Below are 24,006 nucleotides of genomic sequence, written 5' to 3' on the forward strand. Positions count from 1 at the left end.
ATCATGACCGACATTCAAGCCGCATTCTCCGATCCGCAATTCGTGGCCCGATACACCGAAGGGCCGCGGCGGTTCGTGCCGGGCTATGACGCCATGCAATCCATGGCATCCATTCTGCTGGCCGAGAGCGTCCCCAGCGATGGGCAGGTGCTGGTCCTCGGCGCCGGCGGCGGCCTGGAGCTCAAGGCCTTTGCGCAGGCGCATCCCGGTTGGCGTTTCGACGGCGTCGACCCGTCCGGGCCGATGCTGGCGCTGGCCGGGCAGACCCTGGGAGAGCTCGCATCACGGGCGCGCTTTCATCAGGGCTATATCGATGATGCCCCGGAGGGACCGTTCGACGGCGCCACCTGCCTGCTCACTCTGCACTTCGTCGATATCGCGGAGCGGCGCCGCATTGCTTCGGAGGTCCGCCGCAGGCTCAAACCACGCGCGCCCTTCGTGGTCGCGCATCTGAGCGCGCCCGACGGCTCCGAGGAACGCCCGCGATGGCTGTCGCGATACTCCGCGTTCCTGGCCTTTTCCGGCGTCGAGCCCGACAAGGCGGCCGCCGCGCGAGACGCCGTCACCAACCATCTGGAGATCCTCACGCCGGCCCAGGACGAGGCGGTCCTGCGCGAGGCCGGCTTCTTCGACCCGGCCTTGTTCTACACCGGCTTCGCCTTCCGCGGCTGGGTGGCCTACGCGTGAGGCGGCAGGACATCTGGCGAGACGTCTTGGGAAGCTGCTGGGATGAACCCCGCAGCGTCCCCTTCTTCAATCACAAGGCGACGATCTTGTTACCGTCGGGTCGGATCGTTGGACCCGCCAGGACGGATCGTCTGGGGACCGCCCTGGCCGGCGTTACCCGCGCCATTCCCGCCGCTCGCAGCGCTGGATCCGCCGCCCCCGGCACCAATACCGCCCGGCCCCGGTCCGGCTGCGCCGGTCGTTCCGCTCGCCGAGCCGGTGCCGGCTGCTCCGGCTCCCGCACTCGCGCTGCCCGCTCCACCTGTGCCGGTTCCTCCGGCTCCCGCGCTGGCACCCGCGCCGCCCGCTCCACCTGCGCCTCCGCCTGCGCCCCCTGCACCGCCTGCCTGCGCATGGGCAAAACCGATCGACGCGCCGGCAAGCAACGCACACATGGCCACTGAGAAGATTGTCTTTCGCATTGTTCAGACTCCGGTTGACGATGACATGCCAATCGAGGCCGCATGCAAACGTTCCTATGAGATTTGTCGCAGGCTTCCGCAGCTCGCGGAAGCGATCATGCATCGAACAGGATCTAGTTCCTGCGGTCAGGACGGTTTCATGCCGTCACGCGCCGACGCCAGCGACAAATCGTAGCCGCCATTCGATGACGCGAACGAAGCACGTCAGCTGACATCGGATCGCCAGCGTTAACCCTATCGGCAAATGATTCGCCTCAGCTCGGCGGCCGTCGGCAAAGTTGCCTTATTGGCGCGGAGAATTTTCGGCGGCACTAACCGAGGTTAGAGGCGCGTTATGCTGAGAATGGCGTTGTTGGGCCTCCTCATCCTGCTGAGCGTGGGAATGCTGTCAGCCATGGAGCTCAGCACTCCACCGCGACGCGCCGCCGCCATCATCGCGCCGCCAGCCGAGCAGAGCGCGGACATCTCTGCATCGCATGATGCGCTGGCGAAGGCCGATCGTCTCGAAATTGCCGCTGCGAGCAGCGCGACGCTGGCAGAGCCAGCTTCGGTCGATAACGCAGCTGCTCCGCAAGACATCCATGACGGTCCGTCAGCGCCGACACCGATCGTCCGTCAGCGAAGCGAACCGAAGCCGATCGCGACCGCCGAACGTCCCAAGCCGAAGCCAAAGGCAACCGTCGTCAAACGAAGCGACAATGTTCAGCGCGCAAAGGCCGCCAGCGAGACCGAACAGTGTCGGCTCAAGGCATTCGGCGGCTTGCTCAAGGCATTGAATTTCACCGGCTGCGAAATCTGAGCCCGCTTCCACAGCGGAATGGCTTTGGGTTCATCGATTGCGGCGGAGGTTCACCTCTCCAGTTGCGGCAGAGGGAGTGCACCTCCGGCGTTTTGCAGGTTCACGCCCGTGTCGCCGATCTTTCCCTCGGCCGCCGTCTCGCAAATTCCGCCGAGCATCCCTAAATTGCCCCCATGAAAAAGATCGGATTCCTCTCCTTCGGGCACTGGACGCCCTCGCCGCAATCGCAGACCCGTTCCGCCGGCGACACGCTGCTGCAATCCATCGAGCTGGCGGTCGCGGCCGAGCAGCTAGGGGCCGACGGCGCCTATTTCCGCGTGCACCACTTCGCGCGGCAGCTGGCCTCGCCCTTCCCGCTGCTCGCCGCCGTCGGCGCCAAGACGAGCCGCATCGAGATCGGCACGGCTGTCATCGACATGCGCTACGAGAACCCGCTCTACATGGTGGAGGACGCCGGAAGCGCCGACCTCATCGCCGGCGGCCGGCTGCAACTCGGCATCAGCCGCGGCTCGCCCGAGCAGGTGATCGACGGCTGGCGCTACTTCGGCTATCGCCCGGCCGAGGGCCAGAGCGATGCCGACATGGGACGCCGTCATGCCGAGGTCTTCCTCGACCTCTTGCGCGGCGAAGGCTTTGCCGAGCCCAATCCGCACCCGATGTTTCCGAACCCGCCGGGCCTGTTGCGCCTGGAGCCGCATGCGCAGGGCTTGCGCGAGCGGATCTGGTGGGGCGCCGGCTCGAACGCCACCGCGGTGTGGGCGGCCAAGCTCGGCATGAACCTGCAGAGCTCGACGCTGAAGAACGACGAGACCGGCGAAGCTTTTCACGTGCAGCAGGCGGCGCAGATCCGCAGCTTTCGTGCGGCGTGGAAGGAAGCAGGCCATGCGCGCGAGCCGCGCGTGTCCGTCAGCCGCAGCATCTTCGCGCTGACGAACGATCGCGACCGCGCCTATTTCGGCGGGGAGCGCGGCGGCGAGGACCAGATCGGCTTCATCGATCCGCAGACCCGCGCGATCTTCGGCCGGAGCTATGCGGCGGAGCCGGACGCGCTGGTCGAGCAGCTCAAGCAGGACGAGGCGATCGCGGAGGCGGATACCCTGCTGCTGACCATTCCGAACCAGCTCGGCGTCGATTACTGCGCGCATGCGATCGAAGCGATCCTGAAGCACGTCGCGCCGGCGTTGGGGTGGCGCTGACATGAGCTGGCGCGGCACGACCAGAAGTCGCGATTGCCTTCGCGCACCACCCCCGCCAATGATCCCCCCGGGGACTGTTGGACTGAATCAGGGGGTTGGGATGGGCTTGCGTCCGGGGATCTTCGTTGCGGCTTTCTTGCTTGCGGGGTGCGCGTCAGGGCCGATGGGCAGCACGGCTCTGACGGATAATGTGAAGGCAAATACTGCAAGGCTGGTGGTCTATCGTTCATCCGCGCTGGGTTTCGCGATCCAGCCAAGCTATTCGGTCGACGGACGCTCCGTTGGAGGCAGTCAGGCTGCGGGTTTCCTGGCCTGCGACCTGCCTCCTGGCCGTCACGAGGTTGCCGTCAATAATCTTCCGCTGAGCAGCAATCTGTTCGGGCAGGGAAGCGAGAAGGTGAGCGTCGATTTGCGCGCCGGCAGCACCACCTATCTCTCCGCCCAGCCGCAGATGGGAATCATCACGCCCGGTGCAATCACGTTGATTCAGGTCACGGAAAGCCAGGGCCGCGCAGACGTCGCCAGCTTGCATCAGAGCAACAGCTCATGTGGCAAGGCATGATCTGAGGCGCTCCGCTGCCGACACGCGGATGAAACGCCTCGTCCTGCAAATCATCCTGCGCCTTGGGCGCTATGCGGTCCTTCCCGCCGTCGCGCTGGCCTGCACGATCCTCGCCGGTTGGCTGATGATCATGGACCGGCACACGATTGCGGCGCTGGCCACGGCACCGATCGTGTTCACAATCTTCATGGCGGCGATGGCTCTCGCCATCGGGCTCCTGTTCCTGCCTTCGCGCAAGCATCGCAGCTTCGAGGCCGACGAGGAGACCGCCCCGGGGCTCTGGGCCGTATGGAAGGAGCTCGATCGCAGCTGCGCTGGGGTGGCGTCGCGGCACTGCTGTACGCGTCCAACCCGTTCGCGCGAGCCGCAACCCAACTCACGCTTGGCGCCTCTTGCTTCGATCTCAAAAATGAGATAACGTCAGACCGCCCCTGGCAAGTCACGATCCTCAACGAAACCGTTGTCGCGGAGATCGCCGCGCTTCCGGCCGACATGCAGGCACGCTTTCTGCGGCTTGCCGAGCGCATTGCCTCGGCTGGCCTGGAAAGCCTCGGCGAGCCTCACGTCAAGCACCTTCGAAGGGAAGCTTTGGGAGTTGCGGTTGACGGGACGTGACGGAATTGCCCGCGCCCTCTACGTCACCGCGATCGGTCGACGAGTCGTCGTCTTGCGCGCGTTCATGAAGAAGACGCAAAAGACCCCACGTACCGAGATTGAACTGGCGTTACGGAGAGCCAATGAGATCACATGAAAATCTCGCTCGAATAGAAGGTTAGTTTTTGTCATAGGCGATCGCGCCAAATGGAAAGAAGGTCACATGACGATCCCGTTCGACAAGCTCAAGGCTCGCCTTCTGGCCAACCCAAAGGTCAAGGCCGAGTATGACGCGCTCGCTCCGGAATTCGAGATTGCCGCTGAACTGCTCCGGGCTCGCCTGCGGGCTGGCTTCTCACAGGCCGAATTAGCCACCCGCATGGGCACCAGCCAGTCGACGATTGCCCGACTTGAGAGCGGGCAAACGCTGCCGAGCACGAAGACACTCTTGCGCTATGCCGAGGCTACCGGCAGCAAGTTCCGGGTACGTCTATCGGCAGCCTGATCTGCCACCCGGCCACTCACCTCGGCGCCTTCGCGTTCACTGCATGGTGCCGATGAGATAGATGCCGCCGCCGACGACCAGGATGGCGGGCACGGCCCAGAGAATCAAGACGGGCATTTTCCTCTCCTCCAATCAGCTGCTCCCGAAAATGCAACGGGAAAAAGCGGCAAACGTTCCGCCGCGAAGGGAACAGGCAGGTGGATGGCGAGTTCATCGCAGCGCCGCATGCAGCGGCGAGGGAGAATGCGATGAAGAGATTCATGCTGATATCGGCCGCCGCCCTGGTGGTGTCGACCAGCGCGATGGCGCAAACCACTGTGACGACGACGACGACCGGCGCCGGGCACGGCGCAACCGTGCAGATCGAGCCGGAATACCGCACCAAGATCCGGTCCTACGTCACCGAACGCAAGATCCGCCCGGTCGAAACGCGCGAGAAGATCGTGGTTGGCTCGCCCGTGCCGCGCGACGTCGAGCTCGCGACCGTTCCGAGCGACTGGGGCCCGTCGCTCACCAAATATCGTTACGTCTATTCGGGCAGCCACGTGATGCTGGTCGACCCCGAGACCCGCATGGTCGTCCAAGAGGTCGACTAACGCCGCTGTGGCGGGCCGTGGAGGAGCGGCCCGCCGCGCATGTCCAATTGTTTGATTGCCCGGTGGCGCCTGATGCCGATCGTTCGATATATCATGTTTGCCAGCTGTTTCATTCTGGCTGCGCTGTTCGCACTCGATCGCTCCCTGCCACCGCTCGCCGAGCTGTCTCCAGGGACCGATGTCGATCGCAGCGTCATTCGCATCCGCTCGGCACGCGCCTGGCCCGAAAAGATCGTCCTCGACACCTCCACCCAGATCGCGACCACCGTCTCCTCGCCCTTGCTGTCAACCGAGCGGCAGGACGATCATGCCGGCCAAGCGTTTGCGACAGCGACGCCGGGGCAGTCGGACACGAAAATCATGGTCGCACCGCCCGACGCTGTTCGCGCAACCAGCCTCCGTTCGAAGCGGACAGCGCGTACGGCGTCTTCCGCATCTTCGATCGTCAGGTGATGGCCGGAGCGTTCTGACAGAAGCAGGCCTCGGCAGAGGCACGCAACGCACAGCTTCGCGCATCGGTCACATGAACAATCAATGAATGAAAGCGTGCCTCGCCGCCTCGCGCCGAGGAACTTCGCATTGTTGCTGATTCATTGCGTCAGCATGTCCGACATGAGGAACGTTTGCGCGATTGCCAGTTTATCCCGAGCCTGATTTGGCACTTTTTAGCAAACCCTGGAGGAGACTGACATGAGGATCCTGAAGCTTTCCGCGGCTGCGGCCGCGCTGCTCGCCGGCACGGCGCTCGCCGTGGCACAATCGAGCTCGACGATCGGCACCGGCGGTTCGTCGGCCGGCGGCGGCACCAGCAGCTCGACGGTCGGTACCGGCGGCTCTTCCGCCGGCGGCAGCGGGTCGGGCTCCGCCTCGACGCTCGGCACCGGCGGCTCGTCGGCCGGCGGCGGCACCAGCAGCTCGACCGTGGGCACCGGCGGCTCCGCAGCCGGAAGCGGCACGGGCAGCGGCTCGGCATCGACGCTCGGCACCGGTGGCTCATCGGCCGGCGGCGGGAAGAGCTCGTCGAGCGTCGGCACCGGCGGCTCGGCGGCGGGTAGCGGCACGGGCAGCGGCTCGGCCTCGACGCTCGGCACCGGTGGCTCATCGGCCGGCAGCGGCAAGAGCTCGTCCAGCGTCGGCACCGGCGGCTCGGCCGCAGGCAGTGGCTCGACCGTTGGTCAGTCGGGCGCGTCGAAGTCGCCCGGCATGGGCGACGGCAAGTCCGGCAGCCATGCCAGCGACATGGGCATGGAAAAGGGCAAGGGTCACAACAAGGACGAGTGGAAGAAGGACAAGAACTAGTCCGATCCCGGGAGCGGCCGCGTGCCGCTCCCTTTCTCCATGTTGAGGAGGAGCCGCAATGAACAAGTCAATCGTTGCGATCATGGCGCTGGCCTTGATGGGTGGCGCTGCATCGGCGGAAACTATGGAAAAGACCGGCAAGACGGCATCGGGCGAGACCTGCAAGGTCACGGTGGTGAAGCACGCGGACGGCAGCATCAGCGCGGCCGGCTCGTCGGGTTCGGGCACCACCGGATCATCGGCGTCGAGCGGCTCGCTGTCGAGCTCGAGCTCGGCCGGCGGATCGTCCGTGAATGTGCAGGCGGGCGGTGGCCATGTCTCGAGCTCCTCGTCGACGTCGGGCGGTCCTGGCAGCACCAGCGCCAGCACCATCACCGTCAACGGCTGCACGATCTCGACCTCGTCACCTTGAGATTCATCGAAAGGATCGAAACATGAAGACTTTGCTTACGACCTCGGCGGTCGCACTGCTGCTCGCCGCAGCTTCACCGGCGCTCGCCCAGAAAAGCATCACCGGCGGCAGCGCGGGCTCGGCCGCGGCGGGCGGCACCTCGGCCTCCACGGTTGGCACCGGCGGTACGTCCACCTCGGCGACGGGCAGCACCGGCTCGTCGATCGCGGCCGGCGGCAGCGCTGCGGCGGTGAACGGCAAGACGCAAACCGGCGTCAGCATGAACAAGGGCAACGGGCCGGTGATGAATTCCAACGCCCGCGCGCAAGCCCATGAGGGCGGCACGTTCAGCCGCTCGCATACGCGGACCAAAGTCAAGGCCGGACAGGAGGTGGGCTCGACCACCAAGACCATGTCGCACGTGCCCGGCTCGAAGCCGACCATGTCGACGACGTCGACGACCTCGCGCTAAACCTCACCACCAGCCGCCCGAACTGGCTCGGGCGGCTGTTTTCCGGTTCAGTCGGCGCTCAGGCTGTGGCTGATCCGCGTGACGACTCGATCCCAACGCCGCTTCTCGGCCGCGGGATAATTGATCAGCACGCAGTGCACGTAGCCGCGCGAAAAATTGCAGCGGTTGTACCAGATCATGTCGCGCTTGATGCTGGAGACCACGAAGAATCTCGGCGTGATCCGTTGATAGATGATGCCGGACGGCGGATTCTTCCTGGCCAGGAACTCAGCCGGCGAAAGACCCTGCCGGTTGGAAACGGCCTGGACGGTGAGATCGGCCCTGCCGTCGGCGGTGCGAAATTGCTGGCCGTGACCATCGGGCTTGCCGGCCAATTCGGTGAAGACCGAGACAGGAACGTCGACCGATGTCCTGGACTCGGCGATCCGGTAGGTCGTCCAGCTCTCCGCGCGGGCGGCCGACAGCGTGGCAAGCAGCGTCAGGGTGGCAGCGAGCGTCGTTTTCATATCCGCCTCATCAGTTGCGGGGCATCAGTTGCAGCTCCATCAAGGCAATCCGTTGCAGGTCGGCGAGATCACGCTCGCCCGCGCCCGCGGTGCGCAGGATGGATTCGGCGAGCGCATTGACGTGCGAGGCGTGGACCGGCTCCGGCAGGCTCGCGACCGCAGCCTCCAGGGCGCGCGTCATGATCTCGATCACCTCGGGGGAAAATGCAGCGTTGGAAAAGTTCTTCATCGTGCGCGCCGACCGCTGATGCGGACCACGGCTCAACGCCGGGAAAAAATGGAAGTTCCCGCCACAGCGTCAGGCCGGCGAGCAGGACCCCGAGCCCGAGGCCGAGCTACGTTGCGGGCTGGTAGTGCGTGAGAGGCTCGATTTCCGTATCCTGGCTGGCGACCGCCTGCATTCTCACATGGCTGCCGATGACGAGCCCGGCGAGCGAGAGCATGAGGCCGAGCGCGAGCGGCGCGAACAAGGCTTCTTCCTGGAACAATCCGTTGACCAGCACGACCATGACGCCGAAGCCGGCGAGACCCTGCGTCAGATAACCCGACGAGGCGTAGAGACGCCAGGCCTTGAGCGCCACCGCGACATAGAAGCCCAGCGGCACGAAGGCGGCGATACCCATCTGGTACAGCAGCACGCCGATCGCGCTTTCGACCGCGCCGTCGATCGTTCCGGCCGCCTGCGCGGCACTCCAGTCGATGGAGAAATAGCTGTCCGACAAATTGCCGCCGATGCCGAGACCGCGACCGAAGGGTCTCTGCACGAAGCCATCCAGTCCGCCCATCAGCCCGATGACGTGATAATCGCCGATCTGCAGGCCGACGCGGATCGCCAGAACCGCAAAGGCGATCAGGCCGAGGAAGCCGAGCAGCAACGTCACCACGGCGCCGAGCAGCCGGGTCGCGATCCACGCCGCGGCCACGAAGATCGCCACGATGAGCGCACCCTTCACGCTGCAAAAGACCAGCAGTGGCAACGCCGCGAGCGCCAGCAGCGGCCGTCCTACCGAGAACAGGAACAGGGCGCAAAAACCGACTCCGTAGGCGAAGCTGATCGGGTGCATGTTCGGACCGTTGATGCGCAGCATCTTCGACAGGCCGAACCCTTCGAGCAGGGGCGTGTTCAGGAAGTCGAAACTGAAGCGATCCTGGAGGGTGACCGGCACGTTTCCGGTCTGGCGCATCTGGGTTTCCCAGACGCCCGAATGGGTCGCCTTGAGCTCGTCGAAACCCCAGAACGTGTAACCGTTGGTGATGGCCAGCCAAACATCGCGGAAGACGAGTTCGACATAGCCGCACAACATGAGGATGACCGCGAGCGTCACCAGGAACGGCGTGATCCGCACCTCATAGGTCGCCGCCGTCAGCAGCGACAGCTGGAACAGGAACAGCGGCAACACGATGTTGCGCAGATAGACCGCCGCCGGCTGCCCGTCCTGGCTGAAGCCGATCGCGAAATACAGCGACACCACGGCGAGGGTGACGACACCCCAGCGCATGATCCGGTTCACTTCCTCCGATTGATTCCTCTGGCCCAGCACGTAGAGGCCGAACGTCGCCAGCCACATCACGGAGCAGACGAGGAAATTGTAGCCCTTGATGAAGTCGAGATCCGACGGCAGCGGCACCAGCGGCGACAGGATCGAGACGAACAGGTTCTGGAAGAACAGGACGAAGATCGCGATGGCCGGCGCATAGCTCGGGACCGCCACGACGATGGCGATGCCGACGAGCACCTCGACGGCAATGGCGAGGATCGGATTGGCGAGGTGCAGGATCGGAGCGGAGCCGATCGTTGCCGTGGCCAGGCCGAAGATCAGGACCAGCTCGCGCCAGGCCGGCGGCGATGAGCCGGCCTGCGCCGTCTCGACCTGCGGTGAATTCCCGGCGCTCATCGATCGTCCCTTGGCATCGCGCGGCTGGCACGATAGCGGGGCGATGTGTAAGGATGCGTTAACGATAGCGGATCCGCGCCGTCAGCGGCGGCCGGCCCGGGGCGCGCCGAGCAAGGCCCGCATCACGTCGGGATCGGGCCTGCCGGTGTTGCGATCGACGAGGCCGAAGCCCTGCGCCAGCTCCCAATGCGCCCAGCCCCAGCAATGATCGCGGGCGTAGGCTGTGACCTCCGCCAGCCAGCGCAACCGGCTCTCTCTGGGCGCACCGGCCTTCAGCACGCCGAATTCGTTGACGATGATCGGCCGTGCGAATTGCCGCTGCCATTGCAGCGCGGGCGCAAGCCAGCGATCGGCCGTCGGCTTGTCCCTGGCGGCGGCGACCGCGACGTCGAGCATGCCCAGCGCCTTGGTCGCGCCCCTCAGCTCAAGATCCTTGCGCAGGACCTGAACCTTGGGATCGCCGGAATTGATCGGATAAGGCAGATCGATGATGTCGTGCAGCGGATCCTGTGCGTCCCAATGGGCCTGATGGGTGAACACCATCGGATCATAGAAGTGGATGGCATAGACGACGTCAGGGTCGGGAAGCGGACGGAATCGCGGCAGCGAGTCCGCCCGCTGCCAGTTGACCGGACCGACGACGAGGGTATTGGCGGGAAGCAATTTGCGCACGAAGGCGGCGAGCGCCTCGACCTCGGTCTGCCATCTGTCGGCGTCGATGTCGGGCTCGTTGAGCAGCTCGGCGAAGACGCGATCGGCCGGATAGGATCGAATGACCCCGGCAAGACCGCTCCAGGCTTCCTGCATTTGCTGCAACGCCGCGTCCGGATCTTCCTTGTGCAGGTGGTTGAAGCGCTCACCGGGATGAAGATCGACGGAGATGGCGTAGCCGAGCGCGGTGAGCTGCTTCAGCGCCTTGTCGAGCACGCGCAGCGTCGCCTCGCGCTCGTCCTTCGCGGCGAAACCAGGCATCACGCGCTCTGCCGGCACCGGCAGCCGGACATGGCTCATTCCCGCCCTGCGCAGCTGCTGCAACAATTCGGCGCTCGGGGTTGCACCGTTGATCCAGCCGTCGGCATTGAAGCCGCGAGACAATGCGGAGAGCCTGCCAGGTGCGACCGTCTGCGGCACGGGTACGCAATCGCCGGCGAGGACCGGCGGGCCCGACGAGGTCGACAGCAGCAGCATCGCGCCGGCCAGCAGGCGACCACGCCAGCCTGCGATCGTCACACCGCAAGTCCTAAGGCGCCGCCCTCGGGGTGCGGCGCCTGCGAGCCGGCAGGCGCATGATTGACGACGAGTCCGGTCGGCACGGCCTCGTACCGCAACAGCGCCGCGGTGACGCGGCGCATTGCCGCCGAACCGAGCTCGCCGGCGCGCGCCACCAGGACGATCAGGTCCGCATGCGCCGCCAGCGCGATGGCATCGGGCTGCAAGGCGAGATTGCCGGCATGGACGATGATTAGGTCGAACTCCGAACGGATATCGTCCTCAGGCCGCGCATCGGCCTTGCGGCCGGCGCTGAGGAGCTCGTCGATCGACTGCAGTCCCGCCGTGGTCGACCCATCATTCCATTCCGTCACCGGAGGCTGGTGGCCGGCGAATTCCCCCTGCAACCGGATCAGGACGCTCATCATGCCGCGCGTCACGGCGGCGCGATTCAGCGAGCGCGCAACGGTGTTGCCGCCGGCGCTCTTGCCGACCGACAACACCAGGGCGACCTTGCAGCCGCGCACCGGCACGCGATCGATCCGCTCGAGCAGCGGTCGCAGATGGGGACCGAGATCGAGCTCGCCGGGGGAAGCAATCGGCTTCTGCCAGACGGTGCTGGTCGCGGTCGTGGACGACAGATCGGGGATGCGGGCCCAGACGGGAAGCCGCGGCATCGCGTCCGGCCGGGCCGCAGCCGAAGGCTGGGCTTGCGGCTGGAGCTGGGATTGGATCTGCCGCGCCTGCGTCTCCGTCGCGGCTGCCTGCATGGGAGCCTCGGTCGGCGCGGACTGATCGGACATGCTGGTCGTCACCGCAACGACAGCGGTCGACGTCAGCAGCGAGCCGATCGCCAGCGCCGCCAGCAGCAGCGCGAGCGGCGGGCGCGTCGGGCGCAGCGGCGGAATGGCCGCCGAGGCGATCTTGGTCTGCGAGGCCTGCAGCTGACGCTGCTCGTCGGTGGTCTTGAACCGCGACAGGAACTGCTCGTAGATGTTCCGGTTGGCATCGGCGTCGCGCTGCAGCTCCTGCAGCTTCACCAGCGCCTGGCCGTCGACCAGCATCTTGGTCTCGACCTCTTTCAGCTGCTTTTCCAGCGCCTTCTGCTGCTCCAGCTGGGCTTCATATTCGGACTTCGCCGTCTCGATGTTCTTCTTCCGCTCGACCTCGATCTGCCGGTTGATATCGGCGAGCTGGCTGTAGGAGATCGCGAGATCGGGATGGCGGTCGCCAAACACCGCCTTCTTCTGCGCGATCTGGTCATTCAAGGCCGAGCGCTGCGCCCGCAGCATGCTCAGCAGGTCCTGCTTGACCGGCCCTTCGACATTGGCCTTGAGATCGCGTTGCACCTGATCGTAGCGCGCCTTGGCTTCCTCGGTGCGCAGCCGCGCGGCGGAGACCTGCTGATTGAGATCGGTCACCCGCAATTGCTGCGTGGTGGAATCCTTGCCGGCATTGAGGATCTTGTGCTCGAGCCGGAAGGCGGCGACGGCGTCTTCCGATGCGCGCAGGCGCTCGTTCAGCGTCTTCAGCCGGTCCTTGAGCCAATCGGCGGCCTCGTCCGTGGCGGCGGTGCGGACGCGGCCCTGGCTGGCGACGAACGCCTCGGCGATGGCGTTAGCGTAGGCGGCGGCGCGTTCCGGGCGGTTCGAGGTGAACGAAATCGCAATGACGTAGGTGAGCCCGCGGCGCGTGATCTCCAGACGGTTGCGAAATTTCTCGAGCAGGCGTGTCATATCGGTATGGCCGCCCGCGATGTCGTCGTCGGCGGCGATCTTGAGCTGCTCGATCAGCGGGCGGAGAAAGCCGTCCGATTTGGCGATCTCGATCTGGCTCTGAAGCGCCGCGGCGTCCTGGCCGATGCCCGGCAGGACGTCCTGCTCCGTGGTGATGCGCAGCTCCCGGGGATCGAGCACGACCAGGGCCGTCGCGGCATAGCGGACCGGCAGGATCATGAGAACGATGACGCCGAGGGCGAACAGTGCCAGCGCCAGCGTCAGGATGCGCCGGCCGTTCTCGCGCAGGAACGCGAGCGCGCCGGAGACGGTCAGCGATCCCTTGATCAGCGCCGGCGCGGCGCCGTCAGTCCTCGTCCGCGCAGCCTGCGGCGCTTCCCACGAAGCCGCTGGCTCCGTCGGGGCGATGCTTCGCGGAGATGCGCGGCTACCGAACGCCATGGGGTTGGACTCGAAATCAACTGACTGTCATAGCTCAGAGGCTTGCGACACCGTAAATATCCATGGTTAACCGCCGGTTACGGCCGGCGACGCGAAGCCGTCAGGAGGCGCGGCTCGGCCATGCCGGCGGCGACGGCGCCCGGAACCGCCGGCGGTGCAGGCCGATCTTGGCGCACACCGCGCCGAGGCGACCCTGAAGAATCACCAACGACGGATCAAATCCAGCCCAGGCTACGGAGCAGCATGTAGGCCGCGACTGCGAATATGAGCACCGCAAATACGGCGTTCAACGCACCCTTGCGGCCAGCAAGGGAGGTTGCGGACCGCGCGCCGAGAAGCCCTCCAACAACGCCGCCGACGATGAACAGCCCTGCGAGAGACCAATCCACAAGGCCGGACACGGCGTAGTTGGCCGCAGTTGTCAGCCCGAACGCGGTCACCGCCAGGAGCGAGGAGCCAACCGCGTACAAGATCGGCATGCCGGTGGCGGCGATCAGCGCGGGCACGATCAGGAAGCCACCGCCGATCCCGAAGAAGCCGGACAAGGCGCCTGTGGCGAGGCCCAAGCCCACGAGCTTCGGAAGATTTTCCCGATTGAGTCTCACCGACGGCTCCCCCTCGCCGGAACGGCCCCTCAGCATCAGCGCGCCGACGACCATCATGACGATGGCGAACAAGGCGAGAAAATTCTGACCATCGATGATCTTGCCGAGAGTGGAGCCAAGAAAGGCACCGGCTATGCCGGCGAGCGCGAACACCGAGGCGCAGCGCCACTTCACGTTGCCGGCGCGGACGTGGTTCGCCAGACTGGCGGCGGCGTTCGCCGCCACCGCGGATCGCGACATGAGGATCCGCCACCCCGACCAGATAGATCAGGAGCGGGACGGCCAAAACCGAGCCGCCGCCTCCGACCAGCCCGAGCGAGAAGCCGACCAGCGAGCCGGAGGCGACTCCAAGCGCGCCTTGGGTCAGGGTTAGCATCGTGAGCTCCTCAATTGCGATCATGCCGCGACGGCACGTGGTCGTCCGGTAATGCCGGGGTGCTCACATCAAGACGGCCATGCAACGGGAGGCGGCCGCCGCGACGATCGGTCCGGCACCAGCCTGCATGTGGCGTTGAGCCCGCGGCTCAACGGCGCCCGCCTTCAACCGGGAGCCCCGCCTTGCGCCATGCGTCGAGCCCGCCTGCCACGATGAAGGCCTCGCAGCTTCGGTCCAGTTTCGACGCGAGGCGGGACGCATTGATCTGGGTACGGGCGCCGCTCTTGCAGTGGAAAATGACCTGCTTGCCCTGATGCGCCGCAAGGTCGGCCTGATCGAGCTTCGACAGAGGCAGGTTTCGAGCGCCCACGATCCGTTCGCGGGCATGTTCATCGGCTTCACGGATGTCAATGAGGATCGCGCCTTTCTCGACGAGATTGCGCGCTTGTGCGGGATTGATCGAGGGTAGCGACATTCCTGGCTCCTTTTGTTGATTCATCGGCGTTTCGCTCTGACGGGTGCGCAAAACAGCCTGTAAAGCGTGGCGAAGAGCTGCTCGATGCGCGGATCGGCAATGCGATACCAGAGCGTTTGGCTCTCCCTTCGGAACGCGACGAGCCCCTCCTCGCGCATTTTCGCGAGGTGCTGGGACAGGGCCGATTGCGACAGGCCGACGGCTTCGGCGAGGGAACTGACGTTGTCCTCGCCGAATTCAACCAGTCTGCACAGGATCATCAACCGGCGCTCATTGGCGAGCGCCCGCAAGATGCCGGCAACCTCGACGGCCTGTTTCTCGAAAGTTTCCGGATCAAACGTCGGGGACGCCATCGGTCCACCTCTTTTACTTTAGATGTTGCTTATTTAGAATCTGCTAATATATCCGTCAAGACCCAATCGGACGCTGACATCAGGAGGTTCCAGACATGTCACGACCCATCATCCAATCGTTCTTCGACGAGCCGACTAACACGGTGAGCTACGTGGTCGCCGATCCCGCGACCAAAAAGGCCGCCATCATCGACCCGGTGCTCGACTATGACCACAGTTCGGGCGAGGCGGATACGCGATCCGTCGAGGCGATGCTGAAGGCCGCCGAAAATGCCGGCAACACCATCGAATGGGTGCTGGAGACGCACGCGCACGCCGACCATCTCTCAGGCGCGCCGTTCATCAAGGCGAAGACCGGCGCGAAGATCGGCATCGGGGAGCACATCAAGGACGTCCAACGCATCTTCCGGCCGATCTTCAACGCCACCGACCTAAAGACCGACGGCAGCGATTTCGATCATCTGTTCCGCGACGGCGAGCGCTTCAGGATCGGCGAACTCGAGGTCGAGGTGCTCTATACGCCGGGGCACACCCCGGCGGACATCTCCTACAAGATCGAGGACGCCGTTTTCGTCGGCGACACTCTGTTCATGCCGGACTACGGCACCGCGCGCGCCGACTTCCCCGGCGGCGACGCTCACAAGCTTTACCGTTCGATCAAGCGGCTGCTGGCGCTGTCGCCGGAAACACGGCTGTTCATGTGTCACGACTACAAGGCGCCCGGCCGTGATGCGTTCGCGTGGGAGACCACGGTACGCGAGCAACGCGAGAACAACGTCCACGTCAAGGACGGTGTATCCGAAGACGAATTCGTAGCGATGCGGCAGGCGCGCGACACCAAACTGTCGGCACCGAAGCTGCTGCTGCCTTCCATTCAGGTCAACATCCGCGCCGGCAAATTCCCGCCTGCCGAAGCCAATGGGGTGCGCTATCTCACGATCCCCGTGAAGCTGAAGGGCGGCGCGCAAACCTGCGTATAGGTCCAACGCGGTCGCACATGATGCGGCCTCTCGACAAGCGAGAGGTGGCGGCGCAGCAATTCGGATGCCTGCGTGGAAGCCGTGCGTCCCCGCCGCCGCGCTCAGCTGATGTTCAGCAGGATTCGTCCCGACGTGCCGCTGCGCATCAAGTCCAGCGCGTCGTTGACGTCGTCGAGCGCGAATTGGTGGGTCACGATGCCGCGGTAGTTCACCTTGCCGGCGTCGCTGAGGCGAACGAGGCGCGGGATATCGCGCGCCGGCTGGCATTGCCCGCCTTCCGAGCCCTTCAGCACCTTCTCGAAGTGGAGCGGCAGCGTGTAGATCTCGGCCTTCTCGCGCGGCACGCCGACCAGGATGCAGCGGCCCTTCTTCGCGGTGATCTCGTAGGCGAGCTCGATCAGATTCTTGACGCCGGTGGTCTCGACCACTTTGTCGGGTCCCTCAGTGCCGGTGATCGACCGGATTTCGGCGGCGACATCCTTGACCGCCTCGGAGTTGATGGTGTGGGTGGCGCCGAACTGCTTCGCCATTTCGAGCTTGTTGTCGAGGCGGTCGATCGCGATGACGGGATAGGCGCCGACCATCGCGGCAAATTGCACGATGTTCAATCCGACCCCGCCGACGCCGAACACCACCACGGCTTCGCCGATGGCGATCTGGGCGTCGTTGTTGACGACGCCGAGCGCGGTCGTCACGGCGCAGCCGAGCAGCGGCGCGCTGGTGCGGTCGATCGTATCAGGAACCGGCGTGACGCGATTCTCCGACACCACGGCATATTCGTTGAAGGTGGTGACCCAGCCGGCATTGAGGCGCTTGCCGCGCCAGGAATAGACCGGCGTGTTGGACTGGACGCCCTTGCCCGGCCGCCAATGCATGACGACGGTGTCGCCCCGCTTGCAGGAGACCACGCCCGGTCCGGTCTCGACGATCGTCGCCAGCGCCTCGTGCCCCAACAGGTGCGGCAGGAACTTGTCGACGCCCTTGACCGCGTCGATCTCGTTGATCTGCGCGCCGCAGATGCTCGACGTATGCACGTGCGCGAGCACCTGGCCGTGTTCGAGCCTGTCCGGCAAGCTGAACTCGTCGACGATCAGCGGCTTGCCCGATTCGACGAGGATGGCCGCCTTGGCGGTCTTGATGTCCATGAGGAGCGCCCGATCACTCGAAATAGATGAATTCGTAGTCGCCGGTGTAACCGAGCTTGCCGTACAGCCAGATCCATTCGGAGGTGTGCAGGATGGACTCCGCCGTCAGCGCCCAGCATTCGAGGTTGTGCAGTTCGGCGACGGTCCGGTAGCCCTCGACCATGACGTATTTGTTCTTGCCGACCCGCTCGATCTCCTTGAGCGCCGCCTCGAGCTCATAGAGCCGCAGATTGTGCAGGGTGCCGAGCGAGATGACGAGGTCGAAACTGTCGTCACCGTAGGGATAGATGTCCTGGGCGCGATAGTTGAAGAGGTAGGGCTTCACCTGCTCATGCGCATTGGCAAGACCGTGCTTGGAGATGTCGAAGCCGACGACCTTCAAGCCCGGCAGAATCTTCTGCATCTCGTAGAGCAGGAAGCCCTTGCCGCAGCCGACGTCGAGAACGCTGGATCCGTCCTTCAGACCATAGGTTTCGATCAGCGCCTTGGCGACCGGCGCCCAGCGTCCCTCGATGAAGCGGTATCCGCCGTAGCCGAAGCGGCGGTCGCCGTCCCAATAATCGGCCTCGTATTCCCGCGCCTTCAGCGAGCAGCCGATCTTGTCGTCGTTCATGCGGGCCATGTAGTCGCGCTTGGTCGCCGTATGCAGTGGCGTCACGATATTCAGGAGTCGTCCCATTGAGTCCTCGGATTCCAGGCGCGTTGCGATTGTCGCGACAGGCCGGAAAGGCTCGGATCGCAACTTGCGAATCGCTTTAGCATCTGGCGACGTCACCATCATTGCTTCAGATCAATGACGTGGACTCCGGCGCCCGCGCCGCCGGCGTCCGGCATCGGTTTCTGGCGCCGACGGCGACACCAAGACGCATGGAACAGAATGCGAGGCGCGGCGTTCGCTGCAAGGGAGCCCGTCATGCCGACCAAGCCGACCATCGCCCGCATCTGGCGCGGCCGTACCCGCCGCGAGCTCGCCGACGCCTACCAGGCTTATCTGCAGGCCGAGGGCATTCCGCCGCTGCGCAAGACCGCGCTTGGCGTGCAGCAATTGCGCGAGGACCGCGACGAGGAGACGTGGTTCACGACCATTTCCTATTGGGCGGACATCGCAGCCATGACGGCTTTCACCAAGGGCGAGCCCACCAAGGTCCATCATCTCGCGCGCGACGCGGAGTTCCTGATCGAGCTGCCGCAGCGCATCGAGATCCACCGCATTCTGATCGACGAACAAGGGCTACGGTAAAACTGCGCTGCGGCATCTGAAGCTCACATCGCCGCCAGATTGCCGCTTGGTGGCAATATCCAACCAGCTCGCGGCTGTGCCGTTTCGCCGCAATGTCTCCGGCGGAATAAGTGATTATATCTGGCACGTCATGGCATATGTCGTCGACATAGACGCGCGCACCGCGCGCTTCGGTCTTCACGCCGGCCGCCTCCAAGCAGGCGGTTAGCCGGACGGTGCTTGCGCCGTCCGGGCTCTTTTCCAGCTTTCGTGACCTCTCCCTGCGAGGTCGTATTGAAGCAGAAGGAGTGTGCCGTGCTGCCTTTTCCAAAGATCGCGCTCGCCGCATCGGACTATCCCCGTCTCGAACAGCTCGCCCGCCACGCCGCCCAACGAGGTGATCTGGACGGGATCTTCCTCCTGGGCGAGATCAACCGCGCCGACATCGTGCCGGACGAAATGAACGATCTCGATTCCCGCGTGACTGTTGGATCATGGGTCACTTTTTGCACCAATTGGGGCGTTCCGCGCCGCACCGTGCAACTGGTCTGGCCCGAGGAGTGCTGGTCGGATCCCGCCCGCATCTCGATCCTGTCATCTCTGGGAGCGGCTTTGATCGGCCTGCAGGTCGGCGATCACATGCCGTACCTCGTCGCGGGGTGCCTGAACGTCGTCAGGGTTCAGAGCGTCACGCGATCAAACCCGAACGTGGTCAATCTGTTTCCGGCGGGTCGGCGCAGCACGCCGCTCGACGACGATCCCGGACCCACTGCAGCCTAGGAGACATCAAATGCACAATTTCGAAGCCGAGATTCGACGAGACCAGCCCGCGTTGCCGCCGATCAGGATCGCGGAGGACGATTCGCGGCGTCTCAGCTCGCTGGCGAATTCGACCATGGATCTGTTTCCCAATGTCGCCCAGTTTCTGGCTCGCGAGCTGGACCGCGCGACGGTCGCGGGAGAGAACGACTTGCGCGGCGTGGTCAGGATGGGCTCCAAAGTGACCTATCGCGATGACAAGGGTGCGAGCCGCGAGATCGTGCTGGTCTATCCGCACGAGGCCAACATCGCGCTCAGCCGGATCTCGATCCTGACCCCCGTCGGGGCGGCCCTGATCGGACTCTCGGTGGGACAGCGCATCGCGTTCGAGACGCCGGACAAGCGTATCAGAGGACTGACCGTCCTGGCTGTCTCCGAATCAGAAATGATCGACAGACCCGACCGAGCATGACTCTCTCGCAATGGCGGGCGCGCCGCTCCGGATGCGCCCCTTTGCGAGCGGTGACCTGCCGCACGGATTTGACGGACGACGACCTGGAAGTTGCTCCTGGAAGTTGCTCCTGGAAGTCGCTCCTGGAGTTGCTGCAGCACAACGAATTCGCTTCCGAGCCTCGCTACCATGTTCCGGCAGGCGAACTCACGGGAGCGGCGAGGGCGAGGAGGTCGGCCGTCAGGGAACACCTCGTCGCCCTCCGCAATTGCCCCTCGTCAGGCACGGGAACGGAAACAGCCATGAAGAATATCGGTGCCGGTCAGATTGCCCTGTTGGTTGCGCTCGGAGCCATGTTGATCCTCACGGGCGTCTGGGGATTTTCGGTCTGGGAATCCAGCAGCGGCGTCGAGATGGGCAAGCACGGCTGGATCGCGCTTGGTCTCGGAGCTTTCTTCTCCCTGCTGATCGGCTGCGGGCTGATGGCCCTGATGTTCTTCAGCAGCCGCAGCGGTCACGATGAGGTCGCCGATCCCTTCCGCCGCCGGGACGGCGAGGACAAGTAGCGGCACGTCGGCCAGCATCCTTACCCATTATTCATTTTCCGCGACCGTCTGTCGCTGATCCCGCGCTGAAGGAACGGAGCGGGCAAGCGGCCGTTGCTCCGATATCCTCAACAACATGGAGCCCGACATGACAATGCGCAGAACTTTCGTCGCCCTCGCGGCCGCTGGAGCGATGCTCTCGACTGCAGCTTCGCCGGTGCTCGCGGCGCCCCTGCCGATCGCGAATCCGGGTGCTGACTCCGGCGTGCAGCAGGTGCAGTACCGGCATGGACACGGGCATCGGCATGGCCATTACGGGCATCATCACCGTGGGAACGGCGCGGCCGTGCTTGGCGGCCTTGCGGCCGGTGCAATCATCGGCGGCGCAATCGCCAGCAGCCAGGCTCAAGCCAACGCCACGTCCTACTGTGCGCAGCGCTATCGCTCCTACGATCCCGGCTCAGGAACTTATCTGGGTCACGACGGCCTGCGTCACCCCTGCCCGTGACGCGCGCATGAGCCTTCGGCAGCCTCCTCGCTCTGAGAGAGGCTGCCGACTTTCGGCAAGGGCTTGCGATTCATTCAAAGGCGAAACAAGCGCATCCCGCGCGTCTATTGCACCTCGATATTCGCGTCCTTGATCAGCTTGCGCCAGCGTTCCTCCTCTTGGGCGACATAGCGATCGAGCTGTTCCGGAGCGCTGCCGACCATGATGAGGCCTTCGTTCGCCTCCAGCTTCTTGAAGGCACCGGACTGAACCGCCTTTGCGATGGCTTGATTGAGACGCGCGATCACCGGAGCGGGCGTCCTGGCCGGAGCATACAATCCGTACCAGGATTCGGCGGCGTAGCCGGGCACCCCTGCCTCGGCGACGGTGGGCAATTGCGGAAACGCCGCTGAACGCTCGGCGGATGTGACGGCGAGCGCCCGGAGCTGACCTGCAGCCACCAGCGAGGCCGCACTTGCCACCGTGGTGAACATCACGTCGATCTGCCCGCCCAGGAGATCGCTGATCGCCGGCGCCGCGCCCTTGTAGGGCACCGCCGTCATCTTGACCTTCGCCATCGCATTGAACAGCTCGCCGGCGAGATGCGCCGAGGTGCCGGTGCCGAAGGTTCCGAAATTGAGCTTGCCGGGATTGGCCTTGGCCTCCGCGATCAAATCCGAGATCGAGTTGATCTTGGATGCCGGGTTGACCACGACGATGTTGAACGAGCGCGCGATCAGCGAGATCGCCGCGAAATCCTTGTGTGGATCGAACGGCAGCTTGTTGTAGAGGCTCGGATTGACCGCGTGGGCGAAAGTCGCCATCAGCAGCGAATAGCCGTCAGGCTCGCTGCTCGCCACCGTCTGGGTTCCGATAATGGTCCCGGCGCCCGGCTTGTTCTCGATGATGACAGACTTGCCGAGATCCCCCTGGATCTCCTGCGCTGTGGTTCGCGCCATGATGTCGGTGCCGCCGCCGGCTGCAAAGGGCACCACGATCTTGACGATCTTGTCGGGATATTCCGCGCGCGCCGGCGTCAGTCCGAGCCCTGCGAAGATCGCACAGGAGAGAATGACGAGACCTCGCCAGTGCCGCACGGCGGGAGCTTTCCCACCAGCTTCGTCGTGCTTGATGATATCGCCAATGGCCATCTGGAGATCCCTCCGGTTTTGCTCAGACATTGAGAACAACCAATCCGTCCGCGGCCTTCACGCCCTGGCCCGCCGGCAGCACGAACACCGGATTGATCTCCGCTTCGGAAAGCCGGTCACCGAGCTGCGCAACCATGCGCGAGAACGCGACGACCGCGGCTGCGAGCGCTTCGACATCGCATGCCGGCCAGCCGCGAAAGCCGTCCAGCAACGGCCAGGTGACGAGATCGCGCGCCATCGCCCGCGCCTCGGACAGATCGAGGCCGCCGTTCGGCGGAAGCAGACGCATCGTGGTGTCCTTGAACAATTCGGCCGCGACGCCGCCCATGCCGAGCAGGATCGCGGTTCCCAGGGAATCGCGATGCATTCCGAGAATGATTTCGACGCCACCTGAAATCATCTCCTGAACCAGGAATTGATCGGCCCGCTTCCCGGTCCTGGCCTCGACCTCATCGGCCATCGCCGCCAGGCGGCCGCCGATCGCGTCAGTGGTCAGATTGACCGCGACGCCGCCGACGTCGCTCTTGTGCGCGATCTCGCGCGAGAGGATCTTGAGCACGACTCGGTCGCCGAGACAGCGCGCCGCCTGTTCCGCTTCGCGCGCGGTTGCGACCACCTTCTCCGCTACGACAGGAATCCCAAAGCGTGCGAACAGCGCCTTGGCCTGCGCTTCATCCAGTGGTCCAGCCGGGAAATCGCCGGCATCAACGATCGTCAGGGACGAGGCGGGTGTCTGGACCTGCTCCGGCCTTGCGGCCCGCAACAGCCCATCGAGCGCGGCGGTGCAACTCTCCGCGGAGGTATAGGCTGGGACACCGCGCCGCGTGAGGACGGAGACGACCTCGGGCGCATAGGGACTGACATAGGCAATGACCGGCTTGTCGCTGAGCGGCAAGCAGTCGTGGATGGCGTCGGCCATCAGGGCTGGCGATCCCACGGCCGACGAGCCGGCAATGACCACCAGCGCGTCATAGGACGGACTTGCGAGCAGGATGCGGATGGCGCCGCGCAGCAGCTCCGGCTGCAGGCCGGCCAGGGTCACGTCGATCGGATTGCGATCGAGATTGGCGTGCGAGCCCGACTGCAAGGCCCGCAATTGCGCGGCCGTTTCCGCATCGGGTGCGGGTGTCGTAAAACCGGCGACGCCGAGACTGTCGGATACGATCGTGCCGGCACCGCCGGTCGAGGTGAGGATCGCAACGCGCCGGCCGGAGAGTTTCCGTCCCGCGGCAAGGACGGCAGGAATGTCGAGCAGGTCTTCGAACGTCCTGGCGCGGATCACGCCGAGCTGCCGGAACAAGGCGTCGTACATGCGGTCGGAGCCGGCCAGCGCGCCGGTGTGCGAGACGGCCGCCTGCGCGCCCGCCTCCGATCGCCCGATCTTGAAGGCGACGATGGGCTTGCGGGCGCGGCGCGCCCTCAGGACCGCCTCCCGAAAGCGAAGCGGATTGCGGATCGCCTCGATGTAGAGTGCAATGACTCTGGTCGCATCGTCTTCAGCGAGGACGTCGATGAAATCGGCGAGCTCGAGATCGGCCTCGTTGCTGGTCGACACCAGCTTGGACAACCCAATTCCGCGTGCGGCGGCGCGCGACAACACGGCACCGAGAATCCCTCCGCTCTGCGAGATCAGCCCGATGGCCCCCGCCGGGAAGTGATCCATCGCCAGCGCGCCCGACGCCGACAGCACGATATTGTCGGTGAGATTGACGAGGCCGATCGTATTCGGCCCGAGGATCCGCATGGACCCCGCGGCCTGCATGAGCTGATGCTGGCGCGCGGCACCCTCCGCTCCGGTCTCGGTGAAGCCGCTGGCTAGAACGATTGCCGCGGCAGCCCCCCGCTCGGACAATTCGCGCACCGCGATATGCGCGCGCTCGGCGCCGACGAGGACAAGGCCAACGTCAGGCACATCAGGCAGCGAGGCGACGTCCGCATAGCATTTGAGGCCGCCGATCTCTCCAACCTTCGGATTGACGGGATAGATCTCACCCGCAAAGCCGTGCTTCTGGAGATAGGACACCGGTCGGCCCGACGTCTTCGTCGGATCCGCGGATGCACCGATGATTGCGATGCTGCGCGGCCGGATCAGGCGTTCGATCGCGCTCATC

30 protein-coding genes and 1 pseudogene are annotated in these 24,006 nt (G+C 65.0%); 18 read left to right on the forward strand and 13 right to left on the reverse strand.

The window, feature by feature from the left end; genetic code table 11:
• Positions 1–3 precede the first annotated feature (3 nt).
• The 5 genes from DCM80_RS09480 to DCM80_RS09500 all read left to right on the forward strand — a co-directional run bounded on the left by DCM80_RS09480 (position 4) and on the right by DCM80_RS09500 (position 4,123).
• Positions 4–687, forward strand: a complete 684-nt coding sequence (locus DCM80_RS09480; RefSeq protein WP_257196726.1) for a class I SAM-dependent methyltransferase — start codon at positions 4–6, stop codon at positions 685–687.
• 795 nt (positions 688–1,482) lie between these two features.
• Positions 1,483–1,947, forward strand: a complete 465-nt coding sequence (locus DCM80_RS09485; RefSeq protein ID WP_257196727.1) for a hypothetical protein — start codon at positions 1,483–1,485, stop codon at positions 1,945–1,947.
• 173 nt (positions 1,948–2,120) lie between these two features.
• On the forward strand, positions 2,121–3,143 hold the full coding sequence (locus tag DCM80_RS09490) for an LLM class flavin-dependent oxidoreductase (protein WP_257196728.1): 1,023 nt from the start codon (positions 2,121–2,123) through the stop codon (positions 3,141–3,143).
• Between the two features lie 100 nt (positions 3,144–3,243).
• Positions 3,244–3,705, forward strand: a complete 462-nt coding sequence (locus tag DCM80_RS09495; protein WP_028138805.1) for a DUF2846 domain-containing protein — start codon at positions 3,244–3,246, stop codon at positions 3,703–3,705.
• A 28-nt stretch (positions 3,706–3,733) separates the two neighbouring features.
• Entirely contained in the window at positions 3,734–4,123 is a 390-nt protein-coding gene (locus DCM80_RS09500; RefSeq protein ID WP_257196729.1) for a hypothetical protein, read from the forward strand.
• 2 nt (positions 4,124–4,125) lie between these two features.
• Here DCM80_RS09500 and DCM80_RS09505 read toward each other — a convergent pair whose 3' ends face one another.
• Positions 4,126–4,269: a hypothetical protein gene (locus DCM80_RS09505; protein ID WP_257198130.1), complete on the reverse strand. Its 144-nt coding sequence runs from the start codon at positions 4,267–4,269 to the stop codon at positions 4,126–4,128.
• Between the two features lie 37 nt (positions 4,270–4,306).
• On the opposite strand from DCM80_RS09505, the gene DCM80_RS31240 reads away from it, so the two are divergent.
• From DCM80_RS31240 to DCM80_RS09540, 7 genes are all read left to right on the forward strand, one after another.
• Positions 4,307–4,456, forward strand: a complete 150-nt coding sequence (locus DCM80_RS31240; protein ID WP_306594644.1) for a type II toxin-antitoxin system RelE/ParE family toxin — start codon at positions 4,307–4,309, stop codon at positions 4,454–4,456.
• Positions 4,457–4,522: 66 nt separating this feature from the next.
• A complete protein-coding gene (locus tag DCM80_RS09515) occupies positions 4,523–4,804 on the forward strand; it encodes a helix-turn-helix domain-containing protein (protein ID WP_257196730.1) in 282 nt (93 codons plus the stop codon).
• Between the two features lie 248 nt (positions 4,805–5,052).
• Positions 5,053–5,400, forward strand: a complete 348-nt coding sequence (locus tag DCM80_RS09520) for a DUF1236 domain-containing protein (protein WP_257196731.1) — start codon at positions 5,053–5,055, stop codon at positions 5,398–5,400.
• A gap of 93 nt (positions 5,401–5,493) precedes the next feature.
• Positions 5,494–5,853 carry a hypothetical protein gene (locus DCM80_RS09525; protein WP_257196732.1) on the forward strand — a complete coding sequence of 120 codons (360 nt, stop codon included), beginning with the start codon at positions 5,494–5,496 and terminating at the stop codon, positions 5,851–5,853.
• A gap of 237 nt (positions 5,854–6,090) precedes the next feature.
• Entirely contained in the window at positions 6,091–6,699 is a 609-nt protein-coding gene (locus DCM80_RS09530; protein ID WP_257196733.1) for a hypothetical protein, read from the forward strand.
• 58 nt (positions 6,700–6,757) lie between these two features.
• Positions 6,758–7,111, forward strand: a complete 354-nt coding sequence (locus DCM80_RS09535) for a hypothetical protein (protein ID WP_257196734.1) — start codon at positions 6,758–6,760, stop codon at positions 7,109–7,111.
• Positions 7,112–7,133: 22 nt separating this feature from the next.
• On the forward strand, positions 7,134–7,562 hold the full coding sequence (locus DCM80_RS09540) for a hypothetical protein (RefSeq protein WP_257196735.1): 429 nt from the start codon (positions 7,134–7,136) through the stop codon (positions 7,560–7,562).
• Positions 7,563–7,609: 47 nt separating this feature from the next.
• Here the strand turns inward: DCM80_RS09540 and DCM80_RS09545 are convergent, their stop codons facing one another.
• The 8 genes and pseudogenes from DCM80_RS09545 to DCM80_RS09580 all read right to left on the reverse strand — a co-directional run bounded on the left by DCM80_RS09545 (position 7,610) and on the right by DCM80_RS09580 (position 15,158).
• Positions 7,610–8,068: a hypothetical protein gene (locus DCM80_RS09545; RefSeq protein ID WP_257196736.1), complete on the reverse strand. Its 459-nt coding sequence runs from the start codon at positions 8,066–8,068 to the stop codon at positions 7,610–7,612.
• Between the two features lie 10 nt (positions 8,069–8,078).
• Entirely contained in the window at positions 8,079–8,297 is a 219-nt protein-coding gene (locus DCM80_RS09550) for a hypothetical protein (RefSeq protein ID WP_028138811.1), read from the reverse strand.
• 106 nt (positions 8,298–8,403) lie between these two features.
• Positions 8,404–9,963: a hypothetical protein gene (locus DCM80_RS09555; RefSeq protein ID WP_257196737.1), complete on the reverse strand. Its 1,560-nt coding sequence runs from the start codon at positions 9,961–9,963 to the stop codon at positions 8,404–8,406.
• 81 nt (positions 9,964–10,044) lie between these two features.
• Complete coding sequence (locus DCM80_RS09560; protein ID WP_257196738.1) at positions 10,045–11,193, reverse strand: glycoside hydrolase family 5 protein; 1,149 nt, start codon at positions 11,191–11,193, stop codon at positions 10,045–10,047.
• Complete coding sequence (locus tag DCM80_RS09565) at positions 11,190–13,349, reverse strand: exopolysaccharide transport family protein (protein WP_257196739.1); 2,160 nt, start codon at positions 13,347–13,349, stop codon at positions 11,190–11,192. The genes DCM80_RS09560 and DCM80_RS09565 overlap by 4 nt, the downstream gene beginning before the upstream one ends.
• Before the next feature lie 215 nt (positions 13,350–13,564).
• Positions 13,565–14,330: pseudogene (locus DCM80_RS09570) on the reverse strand (sulfite exporter TauE/SafE family protein).
• 148 nt (positions 14,331–14,478) lie between these two features.
• On the reverse strand, positions 14,479–14,805 hold the full coding sequence (locus DCM80_RS09575) for a rhodanese-like domain-containing protein (protein ID WP_257196740.1): 327 nt from the start codon (positions 14,803–14,805) through the stop codon (positions 14,479–14,481).
• 20 nt (positions 14,806–14,825) lie between these two features.
• A complete protein-coding gene (locus DCM80_RS09580; protein WP_028138816.1) occupies positions 14,826–15,158 on the reverse strand; it encodes a helix-turn-helix transcriptional regulator in 333 nt (110 codons plus the stop codon).
• Between the two features lie 95 nt (positions 15,159–15,253).
• Between DCM80_RS09580 and DCM80_RS09585 the strand changes: the two genes are divergently transcribed.
• Positions 15,254–16,138, forward strand: coding sequence for an MBL fold metallo-hydrolase (locus DCM80_RS09585; protein ID WP_257196741.1), 885 nt, complete (start codon positions 15,254–15,256; stop codon positions 16,136–16,138).
• Between the two features lie 101 nt (positions 16,139–16,239).
• On the opposite strand, the gene DCM80_RS09590 is transcribed toward DCM80_RS09585, so the two are convergent.
• On the reverse strand, positions 16,240–17,283 hold the full coding sequence (locus tag DCM80_RS09590; RefSeq protein ID WP_257178486.1) for a zinc-binding dehydrogenase: 1,044 nt from the start codon (positions 17,281–17,283) through the stop codon (positions 16,240–16,242).
• A gap of 13 nt (positions 17,284–17,296) precedes the next feature.
• Positions 17,297–17,962 (reverse strand): class I SAM-dependent methyltransferase, encoded by a 666-nt coding sequence (locus DCM80_RS09595; RefSeq protein WP_028138822.1) that lies wholly within the window; start codon positions 17,960–17,962, stop codon positions 17,297–17,299.
• A gap of 234 nt (positions 17,963–18,196) precedes the next feature.
• Between DCM80_RS09595 and DCM80_RS09600 the strand changes: the two genes are divergently transcribed.
• The 5 genes from DCM80_RS09600 to DCM80_RS09620 all read left to right on the forward strand — a co-directional run bounded on the left by DCM80_RS09600 (position 18,197) and on the right by DCM80_RS09620 (position 20,765).
• Positions 18,197–18,523, forward strand: coding sequence for a hypothetical protein (locus DCM80_RS09600; RefSeq protein ID WP_257178487.1), 327 nt, complete (start codon positions 18,197–18,199; stop codon positions 18,521–18,523).
• Between the two features lie 294 nt (positions 18,524–18,817).
• Positions 18,818–19,282, forward strand: coding sequence for a GreA/GreB family elongation factor (locus DCM80_RS09605; RefSeq protein WP_257196742.1), 465 nt, complete (start codon positions 18,818–18,820; stop codon positions 19,280–19,282).
• 10 nt (positions 19,283–19,292) lie between these two features.
• A complete protein-coding gene (gene rnk / locus DCM80_RS09610) occupies positions 19,293–19,733 on the forward strand; it encodes a nucleoside diphosphate kinase regulator (RefSeq protein ID WP_257178490.1) in 441 nt (146 codons plus the stop codon).
• 281 nt (positions 19,734–20,014) lie between these two features.
• On the forward strand, positions 20,015–20,278 hold the full coding sequence (locus DCM80_RS09615; protein ID WP_257196743.1) for a hypothetical protein: 264 nt from the start codon (positions 20,015–20,017) through the stop codon (positions 20,276–20,278).
• Between the two features lie 127 nt (positions 20,279–20,405).
• The gene (locus DCM80_RS09620) at positions 20,406–20,765 is read left to right on the forward strand and encodes a BA14K family protein (RefSeq protein WP_257196744.1); all 360 of its coding nucleotides are present in this window, start codon (positions 20,406–20,408) and stop codon (positions 20,763–20,765) included.
• Positions 20,766–20,869: 104 nt separating this feature from the next.
• Here DCM80_RS09620 and DCM80_RS09625 read toward each other — a convergent pair whose 3' ends face one another.
• Both DCM80_RS09625 and DCM80_RS09630 read right to left on the reverse strand, forming a co-directional pair.
• Positions 20,870–21,895: a tripartite tricarboxylate transporter substrate binding protein gene (locus DCM80_RS09625; RefSeq protein ID WP_257196745.1), complete on the reverse strand. Its 1,026-nt coding sequence runs from the start codon at positions 21,893–21,895 to the stop codon at positions 20,870–20,872.
• Positions 21,896–21,917: 22 nt separating this feature from the next.
• Positions 21,918–24,005 carry an acetate--CoA ligase family protein gene (locus tag DCM80_RS09630; protein ID WP_257196746.1) on the reverse strand — a complete coding sequence of 696 codons (2,088 nt, stop codon included), beginning with the start codon at positions 24,003–24,005 and terminating at the stop codon, positions 21,918–21,920.
• Between the last annotated feature and the right edge of the window lies 1 nt (position 24,006).

The sequence above is a fragment of the Bradyrhizobium sp. WBOS08 genome, assembly GCF_024585125.1.
GTDB classification, from domain to species: Bacteria; Pseudomonadota; Alphaproteobacteria; order Rhizobiales; family Xanthobacteraceae; genus Bradyrhizobium; species Bradyrhizobium japonicum_B.